This window comes from Imperialibacter sp., from assembly GCF_040222815.1.
Taxonomy (GTDB): domain Bacteria; phylum Bacteroidota; class Bacteroidia; order Cytophagales; family Cyclobacteriaceae; genus Imperialibacter.
In genome coordinates, this window is the sequence record NZ_JAVKCH010000001.1 from 1 (window position 1) to 19,191 (window position 19,191).

Sequence of the window (19,191 nt, forward strand, 5' to 3'; positions counted from 1 at the left end):
CCACAGCTACACCGGCACAGTAACAGTGGCAAGCAGCGGAGCCAGCCTTTTCTACGCCCAGGGCGAAACGAGAGAAGGCTATTTTTTAACCTCTCCGCTCGATATTGAAGTGAACCTGAGCTACACCAAGCTGGACGGCACTACTATCGACCGGACGTTCACAGCCACGATTGCCGATCCGCAGCCCAGGACCCTGTACAATATCAATGTCGACGCCACCCTGGAAGACGGAAAGATTGTCTTCAATATCACTGTAGATGAAGGTTTTGATACAGTGGACATAGATTTGGGGGACAATGGAAACCCGCAAGGTGGCGGTGCTAATATCGTGCATGTGGGGGGCTCATCCAATGACGTTCCAGTGGGTGTTTTTGAACAAACAAATGGAAACCTGCTTGTGTTTGCTCAAACCCTCTCCACCGATTTCGATTCGCCTGCCACCAACGGAGGGGAATTCTGGATATTTGAAATAACCAGAGACGGTGAAATGGCTCGCAACATGACGATAGGTAGTCAGGGGTATGACAGACTTCTGAATGCGGTCAAAATAAGCGACGGCTACCTTCTTATGGGTTACAGTGGTTCTTCAGATGGGCTTTTTTTTCAAAGGCCTGGTATTGATAGGTTTGGTGGCGTACTTGTCAAACTAGACCTGGCACTAAATGTAGTTTGGGTTTCCTACAACAACAGTTTTGAGATAATGAATGCCTATGAAATGGCCAATGGTAATATAGCCACTTGTGGGTCTTTCAGCCAAATCGACATGAATAGCAATGTTTCCATGCACAGTAGCAATGGTGCGCTTTTATGGAGTTACAATTTTGGGGGAAGTGGGTTGGACTATGCAACAGAAATTATAGAGACAAGCAACAATAATTTGTTGGTGACGTCATTTAGCACATCGACTGATGGCGACATTAGCTCGTCGCATGGGGGAAGCGATATTTGGATGATGGGCATTGATGGTAACGGATCACTGCTGTGGGAGAAGAGCATTGGTGGGTCTGGCAATGAATTTGCCACATCAGTTGAAAAAGGCAGCAACGGGTCGGTTATATTGGCAGGGGGATCAGGATCCACTAATGGTGACTTTGGGCCCAATAATGGTGGTGACGATGGTTTTATCCTTACCACCGATGAATCTGGAACAATTCTATCGCTCAAATCATATGGAGCTTACAGCGGTGACGGTTTTGCAGACATGGAGTTGATGGCTGATGGTTCAATGGTACTGACCGGCTATAAGTTTGGGACTGGAATAACAGTCAACGGCCGTCGTTCGACCGATATGTGGTTCGTAAGAGTGAGTGCGGCCGGGGATATAATAGACGAATCTATTTTTGGCGGTATCACCAATGATTACGGGAGGGCCATAACTGCCATTCAAGGCAATGGCTATGCGCTGGTTGGGGTCAGCGGGCCAGATAATGTTGAAGGCCTGGATGCTATTTTTGATCAAAATTATGGACGGGAAGATATTTGGATTTTAAGGCTGGACGCAAATGGAGCTCTTCAATAAGCGCATACTGCTCCTGGTTCAAAAATGCGGCTTCATACCGTCCGTCATGCGGTCTGTTTGCTCTTTACATTTTTCGTCAGCATTTTCCCTCAGCACCTCCCACAAGGCACGCTGAGTCTTGCCAATGCGATATTTGTGATCCTTTCAACCACCCAAACTAGCCTGATTTTCGTATATTCATACATACAGGAGCCGCTTCACCTTATTTTTTGCTCCGTTTCCACCAAGCCCTTAGCGAACCCGTTTGCTGCGCACCACTCACTACCTGTGCTGCGCACTATTCACTATGTATGGTGCGCACCGTAGGCTCCTGATAAGCGCTTGTCTCACCTCCGATAAGGCGTTGTCTCAGGTCTTTTAACGCCTTTACTACCTATGTGATAAGCGCTTAACACCTACCCGCATAAAGGCTTATCACCCACCGGCATAAAGGCTTATCACCTACCCACACGAAGGCCTAACAGGTAGTGACGCAAAGGCAAGGCTGTGCTACGGAGCGGCTAGACTACAAAAGTTTGGGAGCCCAGCGCAAGCAAGGTTCGGCGGGGTAGCTGCCAGACAATTGGTGGTGTGTGCAACCGACAAAACTTTTGTAGTCTTTGAGTCTCTGTCCTCATCATGACTCAAGCACAGCGTAATTTTAAAGTTAATTTTTGTTATTTTTAATCTAAAAAAGAAAACTTTAAAGTTGATATATGTGTCTATGAAGATTACCTTTGTTCATGACTGTAGTAAATGGCCACAAAAACAGAGGTTGAAAATTTCTTCGAGCGTTTAAACAAAAGATGCAACTCACTACGGTCTTTTTTAGAGACGATAGGGGAAAAAATGCCCAAACGCTGGCAGACCTGGAAATAAGGCCGATTGATCGTGAGAAAACCCTCCTCGATTTAAAAATAGAAGATTATTCGGAGGGGCCTTTGGAAGACACACTATACAACAAAAGTGAGTTGTGGGTCTTCGGAAAGGAGGAAAAGAAGAATGAGATCTACATCAAAATATCCATTGGATACGGACAAAGTGGTGTCCTGTGTATTTCATTCCATATTTCAGAGCGTGCTATGCAGTACCCATTTAAAAACTAACCCATGAACAGCCCCATTACAGGACGCCCAATGCCTGTGAAGATCGAATCAAGAGTCCTCGACTTTAGAAAGGAATCATTTGAGGTGTCTTACCACTTCTTTTTGTGCGAAGACAGTGGAGAGCAATTTACTACCACATCGCTCGACGACCTGAACATGCTGCAGCTCTATAATCAGTACAGAGCCAAACACAACTTGCCTTTCCCGAATGAAATAAAGGTAGTAAGGGAGCAATATGGGCTTCCTGCCACCAAAATGTCGGAAATTCTCGGCTTCGGAGTCAATAGTTACCGTAACTATGAAGCAGGAGAGGTGCCCAGCCTTGCCAATGCCAGGCTGATCCAGCTGGCGGCCGATCCGGCTAAATTCCTGAATTTGGTGGAATTGAGCGAAAGCCTGGATAAGGCCTTCAGGAAAAAGCTGATAAGAAGACTGGCGGCGCTTATTGACGAGCAGCAGGCCAATTTGTTCTCGTTCGAGCTACAGGACTATTTGCTGGGAAGCCTTGTTGCTGATGAGTTCTCAGGCTACCGAAGGCCGGACTTATCCAAGCTCACCGAAATGGTGGTGTTCTTTAGCGAGAAGCTTGAGCCCTGGAAGACTCAACTCAATAAGCTGCTGTTTTACGCCGATTTCCTGACTTTCAAGCGATCCTGCTTTTCTATCAGTGGAGCAAAGTACCGGGCCATCAACATGGGGCCGGTACCCAATAATTTTAACAGCATTTTTGAATACATGGCCAATAATGATGATATCGATATTTGGGTGACGCCATTTCCCGATGGGAACGAAGGGGAACAGTTCAAGGGCCGGCCCAGTCGCAAATGTCGTCTGGAGGTTTTTAGCCAACTCGAATTAGAGGTGTTGGACACAGTAGTACTCAAATTCAAAAATGTCTCGACGAAAAACATCATAGCCCTCAGCCATCTGGAAAAGGCCTGGATTGAAAACGAAAAGGAGAGAAAGGTGATCAGCTACAAGAACTATGCATTTGATTTGTCGATGTAGATGGTCGATGTAGATGGTCGGTTACGGCAGGAGGGGGCGGAGTGTTTTTTATCCAGATACAAGCAGGCATTTGCGCTGGGCGGGAAATAGGTTATCTGATCAGAGATCGGCCAATATTACCGGTTCGACATGCGCAGGCTAAAATGTTGAGAGGCTAGACGCAAGGCCGGGAATAGGCCACCATTTCAAGTTCAACTTGGAGGCTTAGATATCGAATAATGGAGGTCAAAAAGTGTCCGACAGATCTTCCATCTCATCCTTTTAAATAATACTGTATATTATTTAATTTCTTTTGCGTAATTTTTCAGATTACCAATACGCATCAACCTAGCATATCAATTTGGGAAATAACAGTTCTAAAATCCTTTCCTCTTTAGCTTCTATCACTAAGGGCAAAAGCTATCGGTCCTTTAGGTATTGTCTCGAAGATGTAAAAGTACCCTCGGTTGAATATGATGACCGAAAGGACATAGTATTCAAAAAAAGTGGGGAATCTGATAAAGGGATTAGACGCTCCAGGTCGGTAGAAAAACTTGCAAAATACATTGCTGAGAATGATGCTCCGCTTCTAAGGTTTTTTCTTGACGGTTCTAGAAGGACATACAAGGTAGATGACATCGCTTATGGTGGCAGGCTATACCCCATAATTGCTGGACAGATTGGTGTAGGATGCTGTGAACGAATAAACCCGGATCGTTTTTCACCGACCTTTTTTGAAAGGGCACTTGTGGTATCAGTTCCAGTGATAGCCAATCCTTCATCACAGGATGATAAGTTGTTTTTTAACAACTTAACTGGTAAGATCAACGACGGGGATTTTTTGAAAAATAGCGGCATTTATGTTGGTAAGATTTTACCTTATTCGGATAGGCTTAAGGAAGGTGAAAAGTACGAACATAAGGGAATATCGAGTATCCATGATGAAATGTTGGAATCTGAAAAGAGGTTAGTTAAAAAGTTGGCCCTTGAAAGAAAACTTCATGCAGGAGCCTATTTGGTTAAAGATGGCTCATTGGAATATCAGAGGATGCCAAAGACCGAATTCTCCAGCCTATCCGCCTATAAATCGAATTATGCCTGTGTTATTGGCGTTTCTAAGGCTTTTAACCCAGAGGCACTATCAAGTAATGTTAAAGATATTGCAAAAATAATTGCTGAATTGAAGCCCTTTGAACGAACCCCAGCCTTCAAATACCAAACTCCAAGGGTGGGAGACGCCTATTTTGCAATTTGGTACTTGAGGCTTAGAGATACTGCCAGCCCTTTTGACGGTGTAGTTAAGGTAGAGAAGGTTCTAGTTTCAGAAAAGGAGGAATCCGAAGGCCTTGATTCAGATGAGATAGATAAGATTAGTGCGAACCTAATGAACGAGAGGTTCCCGGTGAGCTATGGTAAAGACAGTAGATGGGCTAAACATATTTACCCCATTCATTTAACAGAGAGCTATATAAAAAGTCACTACTTGAGTGATATTCATTTTGAGAATCTTTTTTGACTATGAGTAAAGTAATAGGAAAAATTGCTGCAACGGAAAAAGCACCTACGACAATTGATGAGTTCTATTTTTGGACTGACAAGCAGCGAATACTAAGCCCATTTGACGTAGTAAAGGTAAACCATATAAATAGCTCATCAACCTTCGGAGTTATTGAGGAAATTTCCCATATCACGGACAGCTCAAGCTACTTAGCCAATTTTATATCAAGTGATTTTGGAGATGTCACTGTAAACCCGAACACGAATAGAATTGGGATGAATTTCGTGAAGGCGAAAGTAGTTGGCAATTCAAAGTCAATTTACATTCCAGTTCTTGATGGTGCCTTAGTAAGTCTAGCAAATAAGGATGAAGTTGCCGAAGCATTAGGACTTGATAAAATCGACAACAAACTAAGTTGTGGATACCTTGAAATGTATGAAGGAGAAGATAAGATCGAACTCCCTGTCTATATAAATTCTAATTTTTTAACAGGCCCAGAGGGTGCACACCTTAATATATCTGGCATATCTGGATTGGCTTCTAAGACATCTTATGCAATGTTCCTGCTCAAGTCAATTCAACATAAATACCAGAATAAACTAGAGGAACTTGCCAAAGATGAAAATAGAAATGAGAGCGTGGCTTTTGTGATTTTTAATGTAAAAGGGAAGGACTTGCTAGGTATTGATGAGGCCAATAAGAATTTGCAAGACGACCAAAGAAGAAGATATGAATACTTAGGGATAGACCCGACGCCATTTACCTCAGTCAAGTATTTCTACCCATACGCTGAAAAGGATAAGTCTGAAAGCTCAACTTTTAGCTATGGGCACAATAGGCATATTCTATCGCAAGTAGATGAAGGGAAGGCTTTTCGGTTTAAATATCCTTATGATGAAGATATAAAAAAGAGCATCGACATGATGTTTTCTAATGTTGATGACTCTACTGGTACCATGGATTCTATACTGAACTACATAATTAATGGTGCGGGAGATTTTGGCAACATTAGAAATTGGAATCAATTCAAAGAGGAGATAGATGAGCACTGCCGAAAAGGGACAAAGGCCACCGAAATTACTGTTACAAGCTGGCGAAAGTTTAAAAGAATCATAAGCAAAGCAGTAAGCCATGATATTTTTGCTCCAAGAGTTGTCCCTGAAGACAACGAAGTCAGACTTAAAGATAAAATTACCGAAATAAAGAAAGGTGAGGTCTTTGTTGTAGATGTTGCCAAGCTAGACCAAGATACGCAAGCTTTTGTTTTTGGTGATGTCATCCGTTCAATTTATGATTTAAAGCTAGGTCAAGAAGATAGAGACGAGTTTGAAATACCTTCGAAAATCATTGTATTTGTGGATGAGCTGAACAAATATGCTTCCAATGATGTACCAAAGAGCTCGCCTATTTTGAGACAGCTATTAGATATCACTGAACGAGGTAGGTCACTTGGAATAATATTGTTCTCTGCAGAACAATTTAAAAGTGCCATACACGATCGAGTAAAAGGGAACAATGCCACTCACGCTTATGGCCGTACCAATGCAATAGAAATCAGCAAAAATGATTATCGGTTTATTCCATCTGTTTACAAAAATATGATGACTAGGTTGGAGCCAGGACAGTACATAATAGAGCATCCAGTATTACGATCTCTTCTAAACATTCGTTTTCCTAAGCCTGTCTATAATCAAGATTTGTAATATGGCATCAAAGACAAAAATTGGAAAGGATGTTATTGAGTCACTAACCATGGGGATGTATGAGGACTCAAGGTTTATCTATCGGGAATATGTTCAAAACTCTGCTGACCAGATTGATCTAGCTGTTGAAACTGGGTTGTTAAATTCTCATGAAGAGGGATACATAGATATTGAGATTAGCAAGAATGAAGGCGTTGTATCTATAAAAGACAACGCCACTGGCATTAAGAAGGAAAGGGCCGCAGAACTGCTTAAGGACATTGCCATGTCCTCCAAGGATCGGACAAAGAACAAAGGATTTCGTGGGATTGGGAGACTAGGAGGGCTGGGCTATTGTCATAAGCTTGTTTTCGTGACGTCATTCAAGGGAGAAGATTGTAAAACCATTTTGACATGGAACTCAAAACTTCTGAGGGAGATAATTAACGATAGGAGCAAGCAACAGGATGCTTCTAGTGTAATTGACGAGGTCACGACTGTGGAATATCAGGACTGCTCCTCCGACGAGCATTTTTTTGAGGTAACATTAATAGGGGTTAATAACGAATTGCTACTAGAAAAGGCACACATAGAAGAGTATTTATCAATGGTGGCACCTGTTCCATTTGATAAAGGATTTATCTATTCCAACGAAATTATTAAGAGTGCAGCCGACGCTGGTCACCAAATTGATGTTTATAATGTTTTTGTAAATCATGACCAAGTATTTAAGGCATACACTTCAACGATCTACAGTGGCGACGGAAATAATCGAAAAAGGTCTTCGGAAGTAATTGACATTCAAAGCTTTGAAATAGACAATTCTGTTTGGGGTTGGTACAGCATTTCGGATAATCTAACCGTCCAAATTCCAGCAAAGGCAAATGTTGCTCGAGGGATTCGCTTACGAAAAGGGAACATTCAAATTGGCGACGATTCAACCCTTGCCAAATTTTTTGCAGAGGAAAGGTTCAATTATTATTTTTTTGGTGAAATCCATGTTTTCGATAAAAACTTGATTCCAAATGCACGGCGGGACTATTTTATTGAAAACGATAATCTGAAAGCGCTAGAGGAAAATTTACGCAGCTTGCTTTGGATAGATTTAAGTAAGTTGGTGAGATATGCTTCCAGCATCAAATCTATTGGGAATAATATCCTAAAGTTTGTTGAAAAGAAGGCAGAGTTCGACGAAAAGCAAAACAAAGGATTTACCGACAAAACGGAAGAAAAGAGAGTACGAGAGGAGCTTGACGACTTAAAGGAAAAGGCAAGGAAAGCAGAACTTGATCTCCAAAAGGAAGGAGAAAAAATTAATGCTAACACCTCCAAGGGAAAGATATTCAATCATTTAGCCGGAAGCTTTTCCAATAAAATCGAAGATGTCGAAATTGAGGAGTTAACGGAAACACGGTTTATCACTGATTCATTGAGTAAATTGGATCGAAAAGAAAGAAAACTAATATCAAGGGTTTTTTCAATTATCGATCAGGTACTACCCAAGGAGTTGGCAGAAAACTTAAAAGAAAAAGTAAAGGAAGGGTTTCAATGAAAATTTCGATAAAGAACTTCAAATCTATCAAGAACCTTCAGAACTTCACTTTGAAGCCAATTACGATTTTGTCCGGAGTTAATAGCTCGGGAAAATCTTCGTTCATTCAGTTGCTTCTGTTATTGAAACAGACTGTCGAACTAGAGTCGGCTATTCAGCCCCTATACTTAAGCGGGGAGTACTTCAAAGTAAGAAAAATGGTTGATTTGTTGCATGAGAAGAACATTACCAAAATTTTAGAAATATCGTTTGAATATTCTAAGGAGGATTTTGCGCCGATAAAATCAAGTGCGATTTCAATTTTGAATAGTTTGGGGAATTTTAACTGTAAGGTTGAATTTCACTATTCAGTTGATGATTCTGGAAAAGCCCGAATATCTCATTTTTCTGTGAAGTACACATTTTCCGAGGGAAAGAACCCATTCCTTGAAATAAATTCTGCTACTGATAATATTTATTCAATAAATAGTAATGACGAGATTTTTGGAAAGGGATTTTTGATGACTGCGCCTAAGAGCGCAGAGGTTACTTTCTTATCGATTTACCCTACTTTCTTCAATGAGGAGATAACCATTGATTCAGATGGGGGAAAAGAGTACGGAGAAAAAAAAGGTTTTATTGAACTTGAGGGGGTCAAGCAGATCACAAATTCGTTTCTTCGGGAAATTTCTTACATCGGCCCATTGAGAGAAGAACCAAAAGAGGAGTATTTTATTTCGGGGCAAAATATTAAAGTAGGTACGAAAGGCGAGTTTGTAGCACAAATACTCAGTGAGTTGGGCGGTAAGGAAATTGACTTTTTCAAAATTGGAGTAAATGACGAAGGAAAAATTTCCTATTTAAGCACAAGATTGCCGCTACTTGAGTTTGTTAAGTATTGGTTGTGTGAGGTCTTTAAACTAGCGCTTGACATCCACATTGATAGTGTTGACGACTCCTATAGAATCTTGTTAACCAATCAATCAAAAATAGAAGTTAATATTCGCCATGTTGGATTCGGCATAAGTCAAATTTTGCCGATTCTAGTTGACGGGCTCTTGCTTTCAGAAAATGGCACGCTTGTTTTAGAGCAGCCTGAAATCCATCTGCACCCCAAGGTTCAAAGCCTGTTATTTGATTTCTTATATGGGATCACCCTGAAAGAAAAAAGAGTTGTCGTGGAAACTCATAGTAGCCACTTTATCACTAGAATGAGAAGAAGAGTCGCTGAAGATATTGGCAATTCGATGAAAGAACGAATCAATCTCACATTTATTGAGGACGAGGCATTCAGAAGCATACAACTGGATGACTTTGGAACCTTAGACTATTTCCCGGCTGATTTTATTGAGGCTTCTTCAGAGGAACTGAATGCCATTATATCAGCACAAATGAATAAGAAAATCAGTTCTTGATGGTTAAGCCGAATGCAGTTATTGACATTTCAGCGCTAATATGGGACAAGGCTGATTTCTTATCTAAGCAACATAACTATTATGGCTTAGTGGCTAACTTCCCATTACTTCTCAGTATGCTGGAAAAGGAAAGATTGCCAGTATTGCTCAGAAACGAGCTCATCGATGAAATATCGCTAGCCTTTCCGTGGCAGGAAGTGCCCAGCATATTCAATGAATTTAGAACTCGATTGACATTGTTTTTGGCTAAGGCTGGCCCGAGAATCGTTTCCTTTGCAACAATAAGGCTTGTAAACATTAAAACTATACCAGAAATTAAAAAAGGTCACTTCAGTAGGAATACAGTCAATGAGAGTGAATATTTAATATCAAAAATGCATGTTTCAAATGACATTGAAACGATATATTTTACATTTGCTTACTTATGGAGTGGCGTTGACAAACTTGCAACAGTCGACGATGATAGAACTCAAGAATATACAACTGTTGTTTGTGATAACAACCTAGCGAGTTTTTTTGAGAGTATCAGGCCAACTTTTGAGCACAATAAGAAACACGACAAAAAGCCTGGAAACGACAAAACAGGTTGGAAAGCTCGTGAGAGCAAAGATAATTTTGAATCAAGATTGAGCTGTTATAATGGAATGGACAATATTTTACCACAAAAACTCCTAGACGCCAGCAAGGAGTTTGGTGATCGGAGATACGTATATGATCAGAGTAACGAAACCTATGTGGTTTTTATGGCCCATATGGACAACAAATATCACGGTTTTGATGAATATGACCCTGACAAAATACCAACTGAAATAAAAGAGATTTTCTATATCCATAAGTATTGACATGGAGGATTTCAAACCACGGATAGGAAAAAACGTTATTGAGACATTAACGCTCGGAATGTATGAAAATCCCTTTTTCATCTACAGAGAGTATGTTCAAAATGCAGCTGATCAGATTGATGTAGCTGTGGAGGAAAGGATACTTGAAAAGAAGAGTGATGGAATAATAGCAATCTCAATAGATAAGCAAGAACATAGAATCACAATTGAAGATAACGCAACCGGTATAAGGAGGGAAGAATCTTTGAGATTTTTAGGCGATATAGCCGATTCTCAAAAGGATCCCAGTAAGCGGAAAGGTTTTCGGGGTATTGGTCGGCTTGGCGGGTTGGGATACTGTGAGAAACTGGTTTTTGAAACTTCTTACTCAGGGGAATTCGTCAAAACTGTAATTTCTCTTGATGCAAAAAAGCTAAAGGAACTACTTGCGGACAGGTTTGTGGATGCGGATGCTGCGCAAGTGATTAGCTTAATTACTACGTTGGAAGGTGGCGAAGCCGAAAAGGATGACCATTACTTCAGAGTCCATCTGGTAAATGTCACTAAAAATGAGCTACTTGACCCCAAATTAGTTAAAGATTACCTCTCGTTAGTTGCGCCGATCCCGTTTTCCAATGACTTCATTTTTAAGGAGAAAATTAAAGATTTCTACTTTAAGCGGGGCTTTAAAATTGAGGAGTACGATGTTCAGCTTAATGTCAATGAAGAGAGGCTTAGTAAAGCCTATAAGTTACATATTGTTGATAAAGATTTTGAAACGAAATCAACTATCGTGGATGTTGATTTCTTTCAAATTCATTCTAGCGAAAGAAAACTGGTCGCTTTAGGATGGTATGGCATTTCTGATGGACTTAATAAGGTTCTACATTCAAACAATATTGAAAGAGGCCTAAGAATTAGAAAGAGCAATATTCAAATTGGTGATGAGGATACTTGCAATAAGTTTTTTAAAGAAGATAGGTACAACCACCATTTCGTGGGTGAAATACATGTTCTCGGAGACGCATTTATTCCAAATGCTAGAAGAGATTACTTTAATGATGGCAAAATTGTTGAAGAATTTCAAAATAAGTTAAGGAACGATGTAACTACTCAACTGACTAAACTTGCTCATATCTCTTCAAAAATCCATAGTCGTTTGAAAGAAATAGCAATTTTTAAGGAGCAGCAAGTGGCATTTGATTCTATGACCTTTGTGAGCCAAGATGAGAAGATTCATTATCAGGATCAGTTGAATAATCTCAGAAAGAAAGCGATTAAGGCAAATGAAATTATTGAAAAAATCGATGTTAGTTATGACTATAATAGTGCTGAAGGAATACTGGTCAGACATCTGGTAGGAGATTCTGATATTGTTATTGGAGAAATAAATCAACGGCAGCACGAATCGAATTATACAGCTGTCGGTTTTTCTAAAATAAATAATAGTCAAGAAGAGATCGTATTGGAAATTTTTTCCGTCCTAGATAGAAATCTTGACCGCCAAGACGCCGAAAGGATAAAGCAGATAATTATTGAAAAATACAGATGACTAAGTCTCAGACCGGGCGCAATATTCTTTTGATTGAACCGAACTATAAGAACAAATATCCGCCTATAGGGCTTATGAAGATTGCAACCTATCACCGTATCCTCGGAGATAGTATAACCTTTTATAAGGGAGACCTAAAGGATTTTCTCGTTGCTGAAATATATACAGACTGCATCGCAAAGTTAGCGAGCATTGATTCTACTGTATTCTGGTCAAGCAAGAAGGATTCAATTAAGGCTTTCATCAAGACAAAGCGAAAGTCGCTTCTGGAAGATATTCTAGACTCCTCAACAGAGTTTAAACCTTTGATAACCGAATGGCTTAAATACTTCAGCGACTACTACAGAAAAAAGGAATACAGTAAAGCTCCAAAATATGACCGAATATATGTAACCACACTTTTTACTTTTTATTGGAAAGTCACAATTGAGACTATCAGTTTCGCCAAGCACTTAGTTAAGGATGTCAGTGAATTGAAAGTAGGGGGTGTTATGGCTTCCCTTCTTCCCAAAGAAATAGAACATGAGGTAGGGATTAAACCAATGACCGGCCTACTTGATAAACCGGGAGTTCTAGACGACAATGATATTATTATTGACGACTTGCCTCTTGATTATTCTATCCTTCTGGAGATTGATTACCAATACCCGACCCAAAGTGCCTATTTTACATTTATGACGAAAGGCTGTACACGAACATGTGCCTTTTGTTCGGTGCCGAAGTTAGAGCCTACTTACAAGGAAAAAGTACCTACTATCGACAAGTTTGAGGTGATTAAAAGCAGATACGGTGAGCAACAGCACCTGCTTCTAATGGACAATAATGTGCTTGCCTCACCTAAGTTTCCAGAAATCATCGCTGAGATTAAAACCATGGGGTTTTACAAGGGAGCGACCTTCATTGAGCCTAATCAGCTAGATATTTCGATAAAAAATTTAAGTGAGGGGATTAACGACCTGGCGTTCATAAAGCGTTCATATACTCTTTTGCATGACTTACTACGAACAAGAATCAAGGGTAAGAATGCTCAAATATTCTACGACATATTGGACAAGTATTGCCTCATTGAGTTCGATTACGTAACAAAAGACAACCTTCTTCTAGCCTATGATGAAATTAAGGAGTACTACGAAAAATATCGAGATAAGTCCCCAAGACTTAGGTATGTTGATTTCAATCAAGGGACGGATGCTCGTTATGTCAACGAAGAGAATATGAAGTTGATGAGTGAAATACCAATTAATCCGTTGAGGATTGCATTTGACTACATTGGCATGAAAAAGCAGTATGTAAATGCTGTCGAGCTAGCAGCTAAAAATGGACTGATTCAGTTGTCAAATTATTTGCTTTATAACTTCAAGGATAAGCCTGAAGATTTGTATGAGCGAATGAGAATAAATGTTGAACTCAATAAGAAATTGGGAACAAAAATATTCTCCTTTCCGATGAAATACATCCCCTTGTTTGGAGAAGATGCGAAGCATCGATTTTATATCGGCAAGTTTTGGAACAGGAAGTTCATCAGAGCAATTCAAAGTGTTTTGAATGTAACGAAAGGCATTGTTGCGCCTGGGGAAAGCTTTTTCTACCGTGCATTCGGTAAGGATTTAACGGAGTACTTTGAGATATTGTATATGCCAGAGACCTATATAGTTTATCGCAAAGTATTTGAGGATTTGGGATATTCTGATGCATGGCGAAATGATTTTAATTCTCTTGATGAAGTTGAGATTGTGGAGGCTAAAAGCATTATTGAGACTAATGATTTTGAAGGTTTGGAATCCAAGGCGACCAGTACCAAAGTTCTCAAACTTTTGACTCATTATACGATCACTTATGAAGACGTTAACTTGGAGGACGGGGAGTTAAATACTCTAAAAAGGAAATTTGAGACTTTGGTAAAAAAGGACATGTTCATAGACTTGACATTGACATACGACTTTGAGTGACCCGAATGCCAACTAGAGAAGATGCTAACGAAAGCATTATTTCAGGCTGGCATTTAGGGGGCACTAGCTTAATGTTAAAATATATATCCTCCAGGGCAATTCGAGAACGGAACGCTGCTAGTAGAAATTAACTCGTACCAATAACAAACAGGTTGAAAGCATGGTGCAGGTGGACAGATTGCCACCACCTGCCACCCATGACAATATTTGACTTTCACTCCTCCCCAAATAACCCTATCTTTAACATTATCCCTCTAACTAAACTACCGATGGCAATTTTCCAACTAACGATTAACGGACAACAAAAGCAGGTGGATGTAGACCCCGCTACGCCCATGCTGTGGGTGCTGCGTGACAACCTCGACCTGGTAGGCACCAAGTTTGGCTGCGGCATAGCCCAGTGCGGCGCTTGCACCATCCATGTGAATGGCAACGCTACCCGCTCGTGCCAGCTGCCTGTGTCGGCCGTAGGCGACAACAAAATCACCACCATTGAAGGGCTTTCCGAAAACGGAGACCACCCGGTGCAGCAAGCGTGGCTGCAGCACGACGTGCCCCAATGCGGCTACTGCCAGGCAGGCCAGATCATGACAGCCTCAGCGCTGCTGGCATCCAACCCCAAGCCTACCGATGAAGAAATTGAATCGGCCATGAATGGCAACATCTGCCGCTGCGGCACCTATGTAAGGATCAAAGCCGCCGTGAAAACTGCCTCCAACCTTTAACAACATCAGCTTATGACATTAGTAAGGACGAAATTTGGCAGAAGATCATTTCTGAAGACCTCGGCAGCCGCCGGCGGTGGACTGATGATCGGTTTTAGCTGGCTTACCCGGTGCTCGCCGGTGTCGGAGCCCCTGGTGGCCGTGCCCAACGAGTGGTTCAAAATGAACGGCTACATCAAAATTGGCGATACAGGCCTGGTCACCATCTTCAACCCCAACCCGGAAATAGGCCAGAACGTGATGACCTCCATGCCCATGATAGTGGCCGAGGAGCTGGACGTGGCCTGGGACCATGTGGTGGTAGAACAAGGCATGCTGGATGAGGATGCTTTCAAAAATCCACAGTTTGCAGGGGGCAGTCTGTCCATTATGCTGGGCTGGGATGCGCTAAGAATGGCCGGAGCCACCGGCCGCAGGATGCTGCTGGAAGCCGCCGCCAAAGAGTGGGGCGTGAAGGTGGACGACCTGACAGCCAGTGAGGGAACTATCAAAGAGAAAAACGGAACAAGGACGATAGGGTACGGCGCCATTGCCTCCAAGGCAGTGGGCATAGCCGTGCCGGAAGAAATAGCGCTGAAAGAACCGAAGGACTACAAGCTGCTGGGCACCGCCCAGAAGAACGTGGAAGGCCCCAAAATTGTGACCGGCAAGCCTCTGTTTGGCATCGACTTCAAAAAAGAAGGCATGCTGTTGGCCATGATTGAGCACCCACCGGCATTTGGCATGAAGGTGAAGGACTTCAACGTGGACGAAATCAAGGCGATGGATGGCGTGAGGGACGCTTTCATCATCGACACCACCATACCCGAACCAGCCTGGTCGGATGTGAATGCCTTCAATAACCTGATTGCCATTGTGGGAGACTCCACCTGGCAGCTAATGAAAGCCAAGAAGGCACTTAAAGCCAATTGGGAAACTGTGACCGAGCCCGAAAACACAGCCATGCACGTGCAGCGCCTGAAAGACACGCTGAAAGACGGCGAAGTAGGCGGCAACAGAAAAGACGGGGACACAGAGGCTGCTTTTGCCTCGGCCGCCAAAGTCATCGAGCGGACGTATACGTCGCCATTCCTTGCCCATGCCACCATGGAGCCCATGAACTTCTACGCCAATGTGACGGCAGACGGAGCAGAGCTGGCAGGGCCTACGCAAACGCCGAAGGCACTGGAAGACTCAGTGGCCAAGCTGCTGGGCATGCCTGCAGAAAAGATCTCGGTGCAAATGACCCGCATAGGCGGTGGCTTTGGCCGCAGGCTGTATGTGCACTTTGGCGTGGAAGCGGCAGCGATCTCCAAGAAAATGGGAGCGCCCATCAAAATGATTTACACCCGGGAAGACGACATGACCCAGGGTACCTACCGCCCAGCCTACCGCTCGACCTACAAAGCTGGCCTGGACGAAAACAACAACCTGATTGCCTTTTCGGTAAGAGGGGCGGGACTGCCAGAAGGCCCGGTGTTCCCCAACAGGTTTCCTGCGGGCTCGGTGCCTAATTACACGGCAGAGAGCATCGGCTCAACAACCAACATTTCCACAGGAGCCTGGCGGGCACCAAGGTCGCACTTTACCGCAGGGGCAGAGCAGTCCTTCCTCGACGAGGTGGCTGAGCTGGCTGGCAAAGATCCGATTGACTTCCGGTTGGAGCTGTTTGACAAAGCTATTGCCAGTCCGGTCGGTGAAAAATACGAATATGATGCCGAGCGCTACGCCGGTGTGCTGAAAATGGTGAAGGAAAAGGCCAACTGGGGCGTGGAAACGCCCGGCGTATTCCGTGGTGTGGCTGCCTACTTCTGCCACAACTCGTACGTGGCCCAGGTCATGGACGTGGTGATGGAGGACAACCAGCCCAAAGTGAAAAAGGTGTGGTGCGCTGTGGATTGCGGTATTTTGATCAACAAGGAAGGTGCCGTCAACATCATTCAGGGAGGTGTGGTCGATGGCATTGGCCATGCACTCTACAGCGAGCTGACGTTCGAGAACGGGGCGTCGGTGCACAAGAACTTCAACACCTACCAGCTGATCAGGCACAGCCAGGCACCGGAGGAGATTGAAGTACACTTTGTGGAGAACGAGATCAGCCCGACAGGACTGGGTGAGCCAGGTTTGCCGCCCGCAATAGGAGCCTTGGCCAGCGCTTTGTACAAAGCCACGGGCAAGCGTTACTACCACACGCCTTTCAGCACGGCTGACCAAACGCCGGAGAAGATAGAGGTGATGTAGGGGGTACATGCACCAGAAAACGAAAGGTGATCGAAAGGTCACCTTTTTTGTTGGGGGGCATTTGCGAAGTGGGAGGACGTGCAATGGGTGGCCTTGAAGGGCGCAAGTCGACGATTTCACTTAAGAACGACTGCCCACTCTGCCATTTCCAGTTTTCGCAACAATAACTTTATCTGTCACGAAATCTTATTAAGACGCAACGCCCTACCAGGCGGGTGGGCGAAAAATGGTGGCTGGGTGCGGGCTCTTGGTTTGTGCGTTAATTTTTTTGACTTTTCGGTCCGCCGAAGCGGGTTACTTTTTGTCCCATCCGGGAACGGCAAGAAAAAGTAACAGCCAGTCCGGCTTGAGGGCAAAAAGCTAACCTTTAGTGGGACAGAAATTAAGAAATGTGCAGAAACCTTGAGAGAAAATCGATCCTAGTCGCCGTTCTATCCCGTTCTGGAGCAGGGCACCCATAGTACGCAAGTCCACGATTTAGCTTCGTAACAGGCAGATTGCTTCAGTCGTTGAAATGAGCTACTCACAATTGAGATTATGTAACTCCCTCGCAATAATCGATGAGTTTGTGTTGGCGTGTATTAATTCGGAGTCTCAACCACGGTAGATGGCAGTTAGGAGCAAGCTTTCTTGGCTCGAAGATACAATTGCTGACTACAATCAATTGCCGGCGGGGGTGGTCAACGCTTTAGAGCCGCTCCGCTAACACCAAATTAAAGAGGTCACTATTTGCTTTGTGGCAGAGTGACCTCTTTAATCGTTTCAATTGGCAGCCACTCGAAGCAACCTACTTGTAACTAACCAACTCCCTCCAAAGTTTATTACCTTCACACCTTCCTATGAAAAGACGAGAGTGGGCGAATTTTCCGTTTCATCCCGGAAAGTGGCCCTTTTTTTACGGATGGATGATTCTCCTGTGGGGATCACTCGGCATCGTGATGAGCATCCCGGGCCAAACCATGGGCGTGTCGGTATTCACCGATTCGCTGCTGGGTAGCCTGCACATCAGCCGGGATGAGCTGAGCTTCGCTTACATGCTTGGCACCATCGGCAGCTCCTTTATGCTGCCCTGGGCGGGCCGACTGTACGACCGCCTGGGCGTGCGCCCCACGGCTGTGGCCGCCGCTATTGGGCTTGGGCTGATCCTCGTTTGGCTCAGCAATATCGACAGCCTGCTGTCGGGCTGGATCGCCGCACAAGCCACTACCGCCATCGTCATCACGTTGTTTGCCACCTTTCTGCTGCTGCGCTTTTTCGGGCAGGGTGTGCTCACCATCGTGTCCCGCAACATGATGGTTCAGTGGTTCGATCAGCGCCGTGGATTCGCTACAGGCTTTAGCAATGTATTCGTGTCGCTGGCCTTTTCTATTTCTCCACTTTTCCTCTTCACTCTCATCGAGGCCTATACCTGGGAAGGTGCCTAGCAGGTGATGGCGCTGCTGGTCGGCTTAGCGTTTCCTGTCGTGATCATTGTGTTTTTCCGTAATAGACCTGAAGACAGCGGCCTGCTACCCGATGGTCGCCCGCCGGGGGAAGAACTGACTGTGTCTGCTAAAAAGAAGAAAAAGATCCTTTTCCCGGTGATCAAGGAGTTTACCGCTGCTGAAGCTATTCGCAACTTCCCTTTCTGGGTGTTCGCCCTTATGATGGCCATGCAGGCATTGTATTTCACGGGCTTCACTTTTCATGTGATGTCCGTTTTTGCGGAGGCCGGGCTGCCCGATACCATGGCCATCACCATCTTCCAGCCCGTGGCCATCATCGCTGTGGTGGTTACGCTGGTGGCGAGCAGCGTGAGCGACCACATTCCGCTCAAATACCTGCTATACTTCAAAGGAGGGGGAGCCTGCCTGGGCATCCTTGGCGTGATCTTCCTGGGCACTACCAGCTGGGGCTACTACCTGATCATTATTGGCAATGGTTTCATGACAGGCCTCTATGCTGTACTGGCCACCGTCACCTGGCCAAGGTACTACGGCCGTGCTCATCTGGGTGCTATCAGTGGTCAGGCCATGATGATGATCGTTTTCGGCAGTGCCCTGGGGCCAATGTTGTTCAGCCGTTCGTTGTCGTACTTCGGCACCTACAATGTGAGTGGGTGGCTGTGCTTTGCGGTGTACTTCAGCCTGACCATCATGGCCTTTTGGGCGGATAATCCGCAGAAGGTGTTGGCGGAGAGGCGGGGTTGAGAAGGGGAGTGGTTCACG

At 43.9% G+C, this 19,191-nt stretch carries 12 protein-coding genes and 1 pseudogene; all 13 read left to right on the plus strand.

Annotated elements, in window-relative coordinates; translation table 11 throughout:
* Positions 1-1,519, plus strand: a 1,519-nt coding sequence (locus tag RIF36_RS00005) for a DUF4493 domain-containing protein (RefSeq protein WP_350128169.1), incomplete at its 5' end; no start/stop codon positions are given.
* A gap of 785 nt (positions 1,520-2,304) precedes the next feature.
* Complete coding sequence (locus RIF36_RS00010) at positions 2,305-2,604, plus strand: hypothetical protein (RefSeq protein ID WP_350128173.1); 300 nt, start codon at positions 2,305-2,307, stop codon at positions 2,602-2,604.
* A 3-nt stretch (positions 2,605-2,607) separates the two neighbouring features.
* The gene (locus tag RIF36_RS00015; protein WP_350128176.1) at positions 2,608-3,612 is read left to right on the plus strand and encodes a type II toxin-antitoxin system antitoxin SocA domain-containing protein; all 1,005 of its coding nucleotides are present in this window, start codon (positions 2,608-2,610) and stop codon (positions 3,610-3,612) included.
* 340 nt (positions 3,613-3,952) lie between these two features.
* Positions 3,953-5,107: a hypothetical protein gene (locus RIF36_RS00020; RefSeq protein WP_350128179.1), complete on the plus strand. Its 1,155-nt coding sequence runs from the start codon at positions 3,953-3,955 to the stop codon at positions 5,105-5,107.
* A 2-nt stretch (positions 5,108-5,109) separates the two neighbouring features.
* Complete coding sequence (locus RIF36_RS00025; protein WP_350128182.1) at positions 5,110-6,792, plus strand: hypothetical protein; 1,683 nt, start codon at positions 5,110-5,112, stop codon at positions 6,790-6,792.
* Position 6,793: 1 nt separating this feature from the next.
* Entirely contained in the window at positions 6,794-8,323 is a 1,530-nt protein-coding gene (locus RIF36_RS00030) for an ATP-binding protein (protein ID WP_350128185.1), read from the plus strand.
* On the plus strand, positions 8,320-9,717 hold the full coding sequence (locus RIF36_RS00035; protein WP_350128188.1) for an AAA family ATPase: 1,398 nt from the start codon (positions 8,320-8,322) through the stop codon (positions 9,715-9,717). Before RIF36_RS00030 ends, RIF36_RS00035 begins: the two co-directional genes overlap by 4 nt.
* Positions 9,717-10,559 carry a hypothetical protein gene (locus tag RIF36_RS00040; RefSeq protein WP_350128191.1) on the plus strand — a complete coding sequence of 281 codons (843 nt, stop codon included), beginning with the start codon at positions 9,717-9,719 and terminating at the stop codon, positions 10,557-10,559. Before RIF36_RS00035 ends, RIF36_RS00040 begins: the two co-directional genes overlap by 1 nt.
* A gap of 1 nt (position 10,560) precedes the next feature.
* Positions 10,561-12,090, plus strand: a complete 1,530-nt coding sequence (locus RIF36_RS00045; protein WP_350128194.1) for an ATP-binding protein — start codon at positions 10,561-10,563, stop codon at positions 12,088-12,090.
* Positions 12,087-14,039: a hypothetical protein gene (locus tag RIF36_RS00050; protein WP_350128197.1), complete on the plus strand. Its 1,953-nt coding sequence runs from the start codon at positions 12,087-12,089 to the stop codon at positions 14,037-14,039. Before RIF36_RS00045 ends, RIF36_RS00050 begins: the two co-directional genes overlap by 4 nt.
* A 269-nt stretch (positions 14,040-14,308) precedes the next feature.
* Positions 14,309-14,764, plus strand: coding sequence for a (2Fe-2S)-binding protein (locus tag RIF36_RS00055; protein WP_350128199.1), 456 nt, complete (start codon positions 14,309-14,311; stop codon positions 14,762-14,764).
* A 12-nt stretch (positions 14,765-14,776) separates the two neighbouring features.
* A complete protein-coding gene (locus tag RIF36_RS00060) occupies positions 14,777-16,984 on the plus strand; it encodes a xanthine dehydrogenase family protein molybdopterin-binding subunit (protein ID WP_350128202.1) in 2,208 nt (735 codons plus the stop codon).
* A 938-nt stretch (positions 16,985-17,922) separates the two neighbouring features.
* Positions 17,923-19,173: pseudogene (locus RIF36_RS00065) on the plus strand (MFS transporter).
* The last annotated feature ends 18 nt before the right edge of the window (positions 19,174-19,191 follow it).

What these genes read in the sequence shown, in the direction of transcription:
- RIF36_RS00010 (WP_350128173.1), top strand. Translation starts at nt 2,305, where the DNA reads ATGCAACTCACTACGGTCTTTTTTAGAGACGATAGGGGAAAAAATGCC.
- RIF36_RS00015 (WP_350128176.1), top strand. Translation starts at nt 2,608, where the DNA reads ATGAACAGCCCCATTACAGGACGCCCAATGCCTGTGAAGATCGAATCA.
- RIF36_RS00025 (WP_350128182.1), top strand. Translation starts at nt 5,110, where the DNA reads ATGAGTAAAGTAATAGGAAAAATTGCTGCAACGGAAAAAGCACCTACG.
- RIF36_RS00030 (WP_350128185.1), top strand. Translation starts at nt 6,794, where the DNA reads ATGGCATCAAAGACAAAAATTGGAAAGGATGTTATTGAGTCACTAACC.
- RIF36_RS00035 (WP_350128188.1), top strand. Translation starts at nt 8,320, where the DNA reads ATGAAAATTTCGATAAAGAACTTCAAATCTATCAAGAACCTTCAGAAC.
- RIF36_RS00040 (WP_350128191.1), top strand. Translation starts at nt 9,717, where the DNA reads ATGGTTAAGCCGAATGCAGTTATTGACATTTCAGCGCTAATATGGGAC.
- RIF36_RS00045 (WP_350128194.1), top strand. Translation starts at nt 10,561, where the DNA reads ATGGAGGATTTCAAACCACGGATAGGAAAAAACGTTATTGAGACATTA.
- RIF36_RS00050 (WP_350128197.1), top strand. Translation starts at nt 12,087, where the DNA reads ATGACTAAGTCTCAGACCGGGCGCAATATTCTTTTGATTGAACCGAAC.
- RIF36_RS00055 (WP_350128199.1), top strand. Translation starts at nt 14,309, where the DNA reads ATGGCAATTTTCCAACTAACGATTAACGGACAACAAAAGCAGGTGGAT.
- RIF36_RS00060 (WP_350128202.1), top strand. Translation starts at nt 14,777, where the DNA reads ATGACATTAGTAAGGACGAAATTTGGCAGAAGATCATTTCTGAAGACC.